At 38.8% G+C, this 11,968-nt stretch carries 13 protein-coding genes; 5 read left to right on the forward strand and 8 right to left on the reverse strand.

The window, feature by feature from the left end; all coding sequences use genetic code 11:
* Positions 1 to 2 precede the first annotated feature (2 nt).
* The 3 genes from ACTH6U_RS17625 to ACTH6U_RS17635 all read left to right on the forward strand — a co-directional run bounded on the left by ACTH6U_RS17625 (position 3) and on the right by ACTH6U_RS17635 (position 5,670).
* Positions 3 to 383 carry a nitrite transporter gene (locus ACTH6U_RS17625; RefSeq protein WP_441832786.1) on the forward strand — a complete coding sequence of 127 codons (381 nt, stop codon included), beginning with the start codon at positions 3 to 5 and terminating at the stop codon, positions 381 to 383.
* Entirely contained in the window at positions 380 to 3,472 is a 3,093-nt protein-coding gene (locus tag ACTH6U_RS17630; protein ID WP_441832787.1) for a host specificity factor TipJ family phage tail protein, read from the forward strand. The genes ACTH6U_RS17625 and ACTH6U_RS17630 overlap by 4 nt, the downstream gene beginning before the upstream one ends.
* Before the next feature lie 65 nt (positions 3,473 to 3,537).
* A complete protein-coding gene (locus ACTH6U_RS17635; protein WP_441832788.1) occupies positions 3,538 to 5,670 on the forward strand; it encodes a hypothetical protein in 2,133 nt (710 codons plus the stop codon).
* A 38-nt stretch (positions 5,671 to 5,708) separates the two neighbouring features.
* Here the strand turns inward: ACTH6U_RS17635 and ACTH6U_RS17640 are convergent, their stop codons facing one another.
* Entirely contained in the window at positions 5,709 to 6,779 is a 1,071-nt protein-coding gene (locus tag ACTH6U_RS17640) for a hypothetical protein (protein WP_441832789.1), read from the reverse strand.
* An 86-nt stretch (positions 6,780 to 6,865) separates the two neighbouring features.
* Here ACTH6U_RS17640 and ACTH6U_RS17645 point away from each other — a divergent pair, with 86 nt between their 5' ends.
* Both ACTH6U_RS17645 and ACTH6U_RS17650 read left to right on the forward strand, forming a co-directional pair.
* Positions 6,866 to 7,024: a hypothetical protein gene (locus ACTH6U_RS17645; RefSeq protein WP_156474125.1), complete on the forward strand. Its 159-nt coding sequence runs from the start codon at positions 6,866 to 6,868 to the stop codon at positions 7,022 to 7,024.
* A gap of 123 nt (positions 7,025 to 7,147) precedes the next feature.
* Positions 7,148 to 8,254 (forward strand): acyltransferase family protein, encoded by a 1,107-nt coding sequence (locus ACTH6U_RS17650; RefSeq protein WP_441832790.1) that lies wholly within the window; start codon positions 7,148 to 7,150, stop codon positions 8,252 to 8,254.
* A gap of 127 nt (positions 8,255 to 8,381) precedes the next feature.
* Here ACTH6U_RS17650 and ACTH6U_RS17655 read toward each other — a convergent pair whose 3' ends face one another.
* The 7 genes from ACTH6U_RS17655 to ACTH6U_RS17685 all read right to left on the reverse strand — a co-directional run bounded on the left by ACTH6U_RS17655 (position 8,382) and on the right by ACTH6U_RS17685 (position 11,618).
* Complete coding sequence (locus ACTH6U_RS17655) at positions 8,382 to 8,609, reverse strand: DNA polymerase III subunit theta (RefSeq protein WP_441832791.1); 228 nt, start codon at positions 8,607 to 8,609, stop codon at positions 8,382 to 8,384.
* Positions 8,610 to 8,870: 261 nt separating this feature from the next.
* Complete coding sequence (locus ACTH6U_RS17660) at positions 8,871 to 10,028, reverse strand: tyrosine-type recombinase/integrase (protein WP_441832798.1); 1,158 nt, start codon at positions 10,026 to 10,028, stop codon at positions 8,871 to 8,873.
* Positions 9,911 to 10,261 carry a helix-turn-helix domain-containing protein gene (locus ACTH6U_RS17665; RefSeq protein WP_441832792.1) on the reverse strand — a complete coding sequence of 117 codons (351 nt, stop codon included), beginning with the start codon at positions 10,259 to 10,261 and terminating at the stop codon, positions 9,911 to 9,913. Before ACTH6U_RS17665 ends, ACTH6U_RS17660 begins: the two co-directional genes overlap by 118 nt.
* Positions 10,251 to 10,478 carry a hypothetical protein gene (locus tag ACTH6U_RS17670; RefSeq protein WP_441832793.1) on the reverse strand — a complete coding sequence of 76 codons (228 nt, stop codon included), beginning with the start codon at positions 10,476 to 10,478 and terminating at the stop codon, positions 10,251 to 10,253. The genes ACTH6U_RS17665 and ACTH6U_RS17670 overlap by 11 nt, the downstream gene beginning before the upstream one ends.
* A 7-nt stretch (positions 10,479 to 10,485) precedes the next feature.
* Positions 10,486 to 11,031 (reverse strand): phage N-6-adenine-methyltransferase, encoded by a 546-nt coding sequence (locus ACTH6U_RS17675; RefSeq protein ID WP_441832794.1) that lies wholly within the window; start codon positions 11,029 to 11,031, stop codon positions 10,486 to 10,488.
* On the reverse strand, positions 11,021 to 11,386 hold the full coding sequence (locus ACTH6U_RS17680; protein WP_441832796.1) for a phage protein NinX family protein: 366 nt from the start codon (positions 11,384 to 11,386) through the stop codon (positions 11,021 to 11,023). The genes ACTH6U_RS17675 and ACTH6U_RS17680 overlap by 11 nt, the downstream gene beginning before the upstream one ends.
* Positions 11,379 to 11,618, reverse strand: coding sequence for a hypothetical protein (locus tag ACTH6U_RS17685; RefSeq protein ID WP_441832797.1), 240 nt, complete (start codon positions 11,616 to 11,618; stop codon positions 11,379 to 11,381). Before ACTH6U_RS17685 ends, ACTH6U_RS17680 begins: the two co-directional genes overlap by 8 nt.
* Positions 11,619 to 11,968: the final 350 nt, after the last annotated feature.

Raw genomic sequence — 11,968 nt, forward strand, 5'->3', positions numbered from 1 at the left:
ACATGTTAAACATTGATAAATACCGTTCTGTTATCTGGCAGAAGGGCGGACGAACTTATCCAAATTTAGACTGTTACGGCATTGTGCATGAAGTGCGTAAAGATTTAGGTCTGGATGAGTGGCCATTATTTGAAGGCGTTACAAAAGATGATAACGGACTCGATATTGAAGCTAAAGAAATGGCGAAAAAGGTTGAGCTTTGTAGACCCAAAGAGGGGGCGGTGGCGGCTTGCTACTCTGGCAATATGATAACCCATGTCGCAATTGTCATTAGTGTTAATGGGCTTCTACAGGCGATCGAGTGCAATCCTAAAAATAACATCACCATTCTTCCTTTATCACGATTTGAGCGGCGCTTTACTAAAGTGGAGTATTACCAGTGACAATACGAATTTACCCATCAAAGTTACAAGGCGAGCCGTTAGAGGTGCACGAGCATGGCAATACAACACTGCACGAATGGCTGACTAAAAATGTGAACGGGTATCGCAATGAAGATAAACAGCCGATTTGTATTGAAGTGAATGGCTGTATAGCTTCACCGGAAGTATGGAAAACGCTAAGTATCTCAGCTGATGCTGAGGTTAGGATATACCCGATTCCTTATGGATTGGAAGCGGTAACTATTGGCTGGATAGCTGTTGGAATTGCAGTAGCAACAGCAGCTTACTCAATCTTTATGATGCAAAATATTGACGTTGGCGGCTATTCATCATCTGGTAATGGAGACCAATTAGAGCTTAATCCGGCAAAAGCAAATAGTGCGAAACTAGGTGATCCAATTCGTGAGGTATTCGGTCGTTATCGTATTTTTCCTGATTATCTCGTGCAGCCTGTCAGTAGATTTGACAAGAACGACCCTAGAATTTATCGCACTCAAATGTTTCTGTGTGTTGGGCGTGGTAATTTTTCTATCAATGCCTCAAACATTAAAATCGGCAATACCCCGATATCGTCATTTGGTGATGATGTGAGTTATTCGATATACCCACAAGGGGTCGATATTTCAGCCGATGAGCGTTCTCAAAACTGGTATAACTCAACGGAAGTTGGAACTACAACAGCCGGAACAACAGGGCTAGATTTAAGTTCAAGCGCACCGAAAAGCGTCAGTGTTAATGCAGAGGCGGTTGCGCTGTCTGGAAATGCTTTAACTATGATTAATGCCACATCCAGCGATGAAAATACTGCGGATGATTCAACCATTCCTGAATCATGGAAAGAGGGTAGTATCTTAACGATAGAAGCGCCTGATAATTTCACCGTCAAAACAGAGGGTGGTTATAGTGTTATCTATGGGGATATGAGTGAGTTAGATCCTCATATTGGCAGACAAATCACCTTGGTTTTTAATGATAATAATTATGACTTATTTGTTAATAGCTATACTCCTCGCCAGCCTCCTGTAGCAGGTGTTGGCGGTTCTGCTTCAACGATTGAGTCTAGCGAATCACCGCAAATTTATGATTTTACATTGTCACCTGAAACGTTTTCTATTTCATGGAAGGGTGCTGTTTACTACATATCGTTAATAACGGATTACGTCACAATGAGCGGTCTGATTAATGCGATATCCACTCAGCTTGTTGGTTCGGGTTTGATCGCTTGGGATAGCTCGGGGCGAATATTAATTACTGAGGAATCCAGTCCTTACTCCGGCAGCGTCATAGAAACCTCTGACTTACCAATTTCGCTATTCGGAAGTTCGCCCGTGATTACGCGAGGAGAGGCTTCCACTGGCGGCTCCCCTGCTATTGATGCACATATCAAGCTTGCATACACCAGCGCAAATGGAACGCCATTTATCGGTCTGCCGGAAGGCATTCAGAGGTTAAGTCTTGGTCTAAAGGGAAACCAGTATAAAATTACGTCAATTGATGGACTTACCATTACAGTGCTGCGATTCACGATTGAAAAAGATGAGGCAGGTAATGAAATTACAGTGATCGATACTAGCTGGCAGGGGTTTAGACCGCGCACACTCTTAGATTATAGTGTAACGGGCGTTAACGATGAATATAACTGGATAGGACCATTCCTTGCTTGCCCTGATAGCGAAACGACTAATCACATAGAAATGAATATTGTTTTCCCTGCCGGATTAGCGACTTACGATAAAAAAGGACGGCGTGGTTCATGTGAAGTGAAAGTCTCTGTTCAATATCGTGTAGTTGGCGCTACTGACTGGATAACCAAAGAACTTAGATACAGTAGAAGCACGGAAGACCAAATAGGATTTACAGAGGTATTAGATCTGCCTTCTCAAGCGCAATATGAAATTAGAATGCGCCGCATATCTGATGTTGGCGGTGGAAGTACGAGAGACCAATGCCACTGGCAAGCACTACGCTCACGATTGGATTCGCGCCCACTCAGATATAATGGCGTAACAACAATGGGCGTTACTGTTAGGACAGGAAATCGACTAGCCGCTCAGTCAGATAGGCGCATTAGCATTATCGCAACTCGGCTATATGGAAATAATGCATCAAGAAGCATTAAAGGTGCGTTTTACCATGTGCTAAATAGTTTGGGGATGGATAATACTAAAATTGATACAACCACCATTGATGAATTACACGATACATACTGGTCGCCTCGAGATGAATTATTTGACTGGTCGTCAGAAAGTAACAGTGATTCAGCGCTTAATGTTCTTCAAAAAATTTGCAACGCAGGAATGGGTTATTTTTTGTTATCAGACGGCCTGGCTTCGGTTGGAAGAGAAGGGGTTAAATCATGGACAGGTATTATTAGTCCGCAAGAGACGACAGAAGATTTACAGACTGCATTTTCTGCACCATCGCAAGATGATTATGATGGCATTGATGTAACTTACATTAATGGCACAACGTGGGCTGAAGAAACTATCCAGTGTCGGGTTGATAGTAACTTAACGCCTAGCAAAATTGAAAATTACACCCTTGATGGTGTTTTGAGTCCTGATATAGCCTACCAATTAGGCATGAGGAGGCTCATGAAGTATCGCCAACAACGGTTAACGTTTTCAACATCAACTGAGCTAGATGCACTTTGCTACAACATCGGGGATAGAATCGTTTTAACTGATGATATTCCAAGTAATGAAACGATGAGTTGCTTAATAGTAAGCATGAAATATGACCAGCAGAAAATCACACTGCAAGTCAATGAACCGTTAGATTGGGAAATTGATGAGCCTCGTTGCTTGATCCGCTTCCAAGATGGCTCGGCATCAAAACTCTTAAACCCCAACCAAGTCGATGAATTCACATTAACAATCCCGTATGACGATGAATTATCTCCTGAATCTTGGGTTATGAATGACCCGTATATTGAACCTTTGCGGTTGATATTTTGCTCATCTAAAAGAGTGGGTTATGACGGCATAATTCAGGAAATATCCCCAAGCTCAGATGGCACATGCCAAATAACCGCGAAAGAATACAAAGATAGTTTTTACCAATATGACGATGCTGAGTATTCAGCTTAATTAATCCATCAACAAACAAAACAGACCTCGCTTCGGCGGGGTTTTTGCATTTATAGAGGTCATGAATGACTACATACAATACTCGCAATAAAGTAGGCTCGGCAGCAGCAAAAGACTTGTTCGATAATAGTGAAAATTTTGATAGGGCGATAAATGACAGGGAAAGCGAAGTTTGGGTAGATAGGTTGGGCGTTGAACGAATTAGTTTGTTTGGGGTTGAGAAAGTAAATGAAAGGCTAATTGAGAAATTTAATGGCGATATGAGTGCGGCCATTATTGCCGCTGGCTATATTACTGTCGACAGTTTTCAGCAGGGTGCTGACTTACCGAATAACGAAATTACATTACGCAACCACATTCTTCGTGATGAAACAACAGGAGAATATTATCGTTGGGATGGTGATTTACCTAAATCAGTACCAGCAGGCTCAACTCCTCAATCAACAGGCGGGATAGCCAAAGGTGCTTGGGTTAGTGTTGGTGATGCGAGTTTGAGGGGGGATTTGGTGGGGGAGTACGGAGCTGGGATTGTCGGTGGCGCTATTTACAGAATAAGCTCCGTAAACGAAATGAAGAATCTGCGGTTTACTCCAAAAAACGGTGATATTTGCATCACCTCTGGGTATTACAACATATCTGATGGTGGAGGTGCTGAATATGTATATTCAACATCCATAACTGAGCCAGAAGATGGGTTTATTATTCATGATTTCACGTCAGGAGGAAAGTGGAAGCTTGTAGATAATCGAAGCCGTCTTCCTTTTCAGGTTGCTGGTGCTAAAGTTGATGGCGTTGCTGATGATACCACAGCCTTAATATCTGCACTACGCGCTAAGAGGCCAATGTCGTTAAGCCGTGGAATAATGAGGATTTTTGCTGCTATTAATCTTGATGAATACATAGATACTCAATTTCTAGGTTTGGATATCTCTGGACTAGGTAGGGAATCAATAATTGAGTTTAATGATGGTTCTGGTGGATTCTACTCTAAAAACGTATTTTTCAGGTCATGCAATTTTTCAGGAATACACATCAGAAATGGCGCAAAAGATAAAAATGGTTGTGGCTTTAGAAATCCCCGTGGAGCAGAGCAGGTAAACTGGGAAAACGTTACGTTCTCTTATTGGAAAGTATCTCATGATGTTCATGCGTGGAACTCATCATTAAAAACAGTTACATCAGTGAATTGTGAGTATGCTGGGTGCTATAGCGGAACATCAATGGATAATGGTTCATTTTATGCAATTGGTTGTGATTTTGGTCATCAGTTGGGATTTAGATATAATCCAGACACTAATACCGTTGACGTATCACCACAACCGTTAAGTTACTCTACTTTTTCATCTAATGCTGCGGATGATTGTGGGTCTTCTTATAGTGTAGGTGCTTGTAGAAATGTTGTAGTGGAGGGAAGCGGGGCGGAAATTCCTTCTGGTGAATGCGTTATAGATTTATCGAGAATTCCGACAGCAAGGTCTGGTCAGCTTATTACATTTAAATCTTTTGATATCTATATTCAATCGTCAGATACATCTATCATTGAGATAGTGAAAGAGCCTTCATATGAGTATGGTTGCTATAGGTCTGTTGTGTTTGAAGATTCCACGTTTTATTCAGATTTAAATATTCCAGCTTTCAGTAATAACGGCAAAGGAATTGTATTTAATGACTGTAGATATAATTCAACAGGAATTAAGCGGCTAACAAGGAATGACACCGATGGCATGATAATTGATGGTATTGTTATCAATTATGATGGGAAGTTAAAGAAAACAGGATTCACTGTTGCTGGATTTGACCAGTTAAGGAATGTTAAGTCATTACTTTCTTTAAATCCTGTCTCTGGTACTGCATCGGTTGTTTTAAGGCTACAAGATACTAGCGTACCTGGATTAGCTCAGGGTGTTACAGCCTTTGGTAGGATTAGCTTTTACCCTGTAAATAAGTCTGCTGGTAATGCATCTAGAAGCTGCGGAGATATAGTCTTCTCCTTGGCAGCAGATTGGGAGGCTGGATTAGATAGTATTAACGCCCAGAAACTAGGCAACACTTCCGCTATTACTGTTGCTAGAAGAAATCAAGGTGGTGTTCAGGAGATTGTATTTACATTACCAACTAGTGTTATTTATATGTGCACGCTTGACTATTGGTGCAATGGGAAGTTCGATGTGGATTTTAGAGATTATTATACTTTATAGTATAGCTGATTCTGCGCCTCTAATGGAGGCGCAGATGTCTATTTTTTCATGCAAAATGCAAGATAAAGCAAAGTAAAATCCATCGGGGAAAAGAGCCCTATCTGATCTACTGCATATCGAGTTAACGCAATAATAAAAAGAATAACGGCAATTAATCTTGCACGGATTACGGTGTATGCTAATAAGCTAGCAATTATCAGTGTGTGGAATATTCCGTATCGCGCATGACCCATTATGAATGAATTATGGGGATTATTTTCGAATCTGACAATTTCGTTGCAACAAGATAAGTATTCATTGCCGAACAGGAGCGATCTTAAATCCATATTTGAAAAATACTGATCTAACATCATTGACCGCGGCGAATCTGTACCGAGCGCAAAGTTGGTCTTTGTCATAACGTAATCCTGTATATCATAAATGAAATAAGCCAATGCAGCGCCTATTATCAATATAATTGTGAATGACGTTGTTTTCTTGAATGAATTCACTAATGATATTGATAGTATTATAAATGATATTAATATCCCACTTCGACCGAATAGCATAAAGCAACAAATAAATGATATTAGTTGAACCAAGATAGGGTATTTATTATTTTCTTTAATATAAGCAGCCATGTGAAAGCAAGATAAAAGAATGAATATAGCGCTAACTATATTTCTGCTTGCTCCAGCTAGTATGTCATTGTACCCATCAGGGTTAACTATATTGTTTATTATAAAAAAAGGTAGTGTGTAGATGAAAAAAGCGTAAAAGCACATCCTTGCTATAAATAACTCTTTTCCTGACTCATTAATAGCCCAACATAAGCTACACGAAGTTGCAACATAGATTATCCCTACAAATGCCGATATTTCATCATAACTTCTAGAAAAGAAAGAGCTTAAAATGACAACAAGGATGGATAGCACCATCATAGAAAGATAAAATATATTTACTTTATCTTTGGATGTAACAACAAAAATCGGAATAACTATGATTGCAATAAAAACGCTAATTGCGAGGAAAGCGTCACTTCCAGTAATCATTTTCGATAAATATGCATAGAAAGATAAAATAACTAAAAGAGTTATTATGTTATGTTTTTTTATGGCAATGTTTTTCATTGGTATATTACTGATTATTTACAAAATTAGTGAAATACTATATGATTAAGTGCTGTACTTCAACCACAATGAAGCTAGAGGGTTGCATGGAAATGAATAAAGAGATATTTCTTAAGTGGTCAAAAAACATACTGGCTGCATTGTTGATGATTGTCGGGCTAGGGTCGGTCGCTATTGTATCATTATACATCGGCGAGTATGGCTTTGTATTTAACGCAGATAACCTAGCAAAGATACTCAGTTAATGGGTATGCGGAACAGCAAAATAAGTCACTTTCTAGATAAAAATATGTCGGACATTGATAGCTTGATTTTCATTTTCCTCCCTATACTATATCTGCATTTATAAGTGGCGGAACAGATACGAAATGAAATTAAGCGTTAGGGAGTCGATTTGTCTTGATTTAATCAGAGCTATTGCATCTCAGGTTGTGGTCATTGGGCATGGAATAAGCTTTATGGGAATATTTAAGTTCTTGCATGAGCCTAATTTTCCATGGATGCAGAATATGGCGGTAGTTGTATTTTTCGTGCTATCAGGGTTCGTTATCACTTACAGCACTAGAATAAAATCAGCTGATCCTCAATATAGTTTTTTTGACTTTTTTACAGATAGAGCATCACGTATTTTTTCGGCATATATAGTTGCCATGTTCATTGTTTTTGCAATTGACTCTTTATCTATATATTTAGATTCGGATAAATATACTTATTATCATGCGTTTAATATTTCAACCTTTTTTGCTAATTTTGTTATGTTGCAAGATTATCCATTGTTTGGAATAAGTTATCTTAAAGAATTTCAGCATACATCATTTGGTTCTGCAAGAATATTTTGGACGATATCAATTGAATGGTGGATATATATGTTTTTTGGTGTGTTGTTTTTTTCTCTTATTAAGAAGGAAAAAGTAAATGTACCAATGGCTTTGGTTTTTTTAATATCAAGTGTGGTTGCATTTGGTTATGCGTATGGGTTGAGAGGTGGACATTTAACTATATACTGGATGTTCGGAATGTTATGGATGATCTACTACCAGAGAGTTAAAAAAATACTTAATGGATTAATGATAAATTTGATTTTTTTATTATTCTCATTAGTTGTCTGTATAGTAATACAATTAAATGTCATTAATGGCTATAATTTTGTTTTTGCTGCATTTCTTTCCGTCTCTATTATATGCTTTGTAAATCTTGGGAATTACTTTTCTATAGAAAGATTCCACTCCGTGATAACCTTGGTTGCAAGTTATTCTTTTACATTGTATTTAATTCATTATTCAGTAATAGATTTTATCTTTCGCCATATTGAAGTTGATAATAAATATATTCAATTTATTTTTGCAGTATTGATATGTAATGTTCTTGCATACATCATATCCAGATATTCTGAAATTATTTTAAGGAAAAACTTTAAAAATGTAATGTACAAGATGAGAAGTGTATTTAAACATAGCTCTTTATCTAAAAATTAGTTAAATAAACGTCATGTTTATTAATTAAAATCAAGTATCTTACAAAATTGAACTTATTGATATATTACCTAGTTACTACGGTTGTTTAGCGCTAGTCGCTAGGTAATATTGATACATTTGGAAAATATTAACCTTCCTGGCTGTACTCATACCCCTTCGGCAATCTCTTACTCACTTCTCTGTAATGAACTAAACGCTCACGGAAATACTCGCGCAAGTGTTCGGGTTGTTGTCGCTCAATTTCGACATCAATAACAGGCTTGCCGAGTCTTTCTTTATATGCGACTCCGGAAGCGGCTAAATCGACATTTACTTTGTCTTTATCTTCTTTTGGTAGTTCTGCGAGGTTGTGCATGATAGTTTTTATGTGTGGGGATAGGGAGAGGGGAGTATAGCAGAAAATGATGGGCGATAATAAATGGGGCGTGTTTGGGACGTGTAAGATTAAATACCTTTAAATGACTTTAAACGACTTTGAATAACTTTATCTTCTTTGTAGCTTGTGAACACTGAAAGAGACTGTAATTAACTGATTATAAAGTATTAATTCTACGCTCTTCTAAGCCGTAGGCCGCAGGTTCGAATCCTGCAGGGCGCACCATTTAAAATCAATGGGTTATGCCAATTTTAATCCTGCCTGATTTCCTCCTTGTGTCGTAATTGTGTCGTTATCATCAAAAATAGTATCAATATGTCGTGCATGTTCACTTAAATGATTGGGGGCTAGATGAGCATATCTTCTGACCATTTCTATACTTTCCCACCCTCCCATTTCTTGAAGTGCTGAAAGAGGAACGCCTGATTGTATTAGCCAACTTGCCCAAGTGTGCCGTAAGTCATGAAATCGGAAATCTTCAATTCCAGCTTTTTTTAATCCTGAATACCAAGCGTTATTATCATCAACTCTCATTTTCCTTACCGCAGGGGTTAGTGACCCGTCTGGTCTGTGCTTTGCTGTTGTATGGACAAACACCCATCTTGAGCTTTTTCCAATTTGCTCTCTAAGTACCTTGCAAGCAGTGCTATTTAAAGCTATCCCAATAGCTTTTCCAGCTTTTGCATTTTCAGGGTTTATCCATGCTACTTTTCTTTGCATATCTACTTGCTGCCATTCTAAATCAATAATATTAGAACGACGCAACCCTGTAGCGAGCGCAAAAATAACAATGGGTTTAATGCTTTCTGGCATGCAATTTATGAGCCTGTTAGCTTCATCTTTTGTTAGCCACCTGATACGCTTACTTACTGGTTTTCTAGTTTTAATTACTGGGGCTGATTTAATCCAATGCCATTCATTCTCTGCTGCCCTTAGCAGCGATCTGATGAATGATAGGTGTTGGCTTTTTGTGGCCTGACTAACGGGAGTGGCTTCATATTTAGGGGGCTCCTTCCCTTTTCTTATTGCAGCATCCCTTTTGCTTTCCCATACTTGCTGATGTTTTCTGTTTATCATTCCTCCGACGACTTCGTATATTTCATCAGCTGTTATTGTTGAAATATCCCTGCCAGAAAAGTGCATTCTGAAAAACTCAATTTTTGTCCTGTCATCATCAAGTGATCGCTTGTGCTCTTTCTCCCTTAGCCACCTAATACAACACTCTTCAAACGTCCTTGTTTGAAGCTCATTCAGCTTATCGACTCGCCACGCCTCAGCTTTTAATTTGTCGTGCAATTCCTGCGCTTGCTTTTTGTCCCTCGTTCCAAGGCTTTGTCTAATTCTTTTGCCTGTTGGGGTAAAGAAATGACAATGCCATATCCCGTTTCTCTGGGTGATTGACATAGTTTATCTCCTTCATGATCACCCGCGCTCGCACCGCTAGTTTGCAATGGGGTGTTTATATAATCAAGAACTGCTGACCTTGTTGTTATGTAACCTTTGCCTACCTTCCTGCCTTTTATCTCTCCACTGGCAATAAGGGTTGATACTGTTCTTGGACTAGTCCTAAGGTTTTCTGCCACCGTTTTGACATCCCATATATCATCATCTAATGGCTTTCTATCCATCATTAATCTCCTTATCAATAGTCATAACATAGTGATTGAACCACATGTTAGGTGTGTATTTTCTTTTCTTATCGGGTGGTAATAGGCTTGTGAATTCTGGAAGGTCTTTACTTATTGTTTGCTTGGATAATTCGGTGGTTAGTTTGTCGTATTTCTTTAATTCTGTGTGGCACCTTTTAGCCACACTTCGCAATCCGTTTTCATGCTCTTGTGGTGTCATAGGCCACCTATGCTATTTTCCATTCATGTAGTATTTGATTGCCGATATTCATTAATTCATCTCTATCGGTAGCAGTAATTATTTGTCGTGGCTTAATATACGGTCGCCATATTAATAACATTGAACCTTTATTATTCCCGTTAACCTTTTTATTTGTTCCGGCATTAATAAAAGATATTCGACCTCCTGTAATTAATCTCACTTCATTAACTGTTTCCAGTGCAGAATTAAACCAGCCTACTGATGTATCATTAGGAATTAACATCACTACTGGCTGTAATTGTTTCTTACATTGCTCAGCGGCTTTATTAATCCAAGGCTGAATTTCGCTGTACGGGGGATTCACCCAAATAGCACCGTAACTTTCCCAATCACAATTTAGTGAGTCGTCTTTTTCGGTCAGGTAATGAGTGCAAAGGTGGTTATTTTTATCGGCGGCGGCATCTAAATAGAAACCGAACTCAGCGTCCAATGCTGTGAATAAAGGTAGGGGAGTTTGCCATCTATCACGCAATTCCTTTGGTGTGTGGCTACCTCCGTAATCAGCCTTCATTCTCCGCATCCTTCATTAATAGAAATACTTCCATAGCGGCGCGGTAAAAGTTATTGCTTCTAGTTCTTTCACTTGCAAAGCCATACGCAGGTGAAGCAACCCAATTACCGCCGTCGTGCTCTTCTACAAATACATCAAATGCGGTGCATATCTTATTCTCAATAATAATCGGCATTGCATCGGACGGGTTGTTGCATGGGTCGAAATATCCATGCGGTAAGAAATCACCACCATCAATACCTGCAAGGTAAACTTCTTTTTTATCTGGACACCAATCATAGTTATCCTTACCCAGCACAATGTGAGCTACTTTTAAATTAATCTCAAAGTCAGAGAGTTCGGTGTATTTATTCATCTCTCAACACCTCAACCAATTCATCTGAATCCATAGATATTCTCATGAATGTTTTATCGCATAGTGGATGTAGTTCATCTTCAAACCTTTGTAGGTCGAACGTTACCTTTCCTTTAATATGCTCGATGCTACTGTGGTGATAATAACAATAACGCACTCGAACGCTGATACCAGCTATAATCATGCAGTCGTTCGGCTTTACATTTTCAGCCTTTACTGTGTATTTATTCATTGATTAGCTCCCAATATTCACAAATGCTTTTCTTGATGATTCCACCTGCTTCCAAGTGACCAATCACGCAACTAACCTGACTTCTTGAATAGTCAGGGTGGCACAAGTGATATAGTTCTTCTGTGGTAAGCTGATTACATTGAAGAACTTCTATTATTCTCTCTCTTAATCTATTCACTCTCTCATTACCTCACCACATTTAATCTCAACATCCCGCACTATCATTAATTGACTGGCACGACTCTCGCATTCTTGCTGTGTGTATATTTGCTCAGATACCAACACTGGATTGCCATATAACATCATTATCAAAACGAACATTGTTTCTATCTCTCCTGACGTTATCGTGA

Source organism: Providencia sp. (assembly GCF_052096715.1).
Taxonomy (GTDB): Bacteria; Pseudomonadota; Gammaproteobacteria; order Enterobacterales; family Enterobacteriaceae; genus Providencia.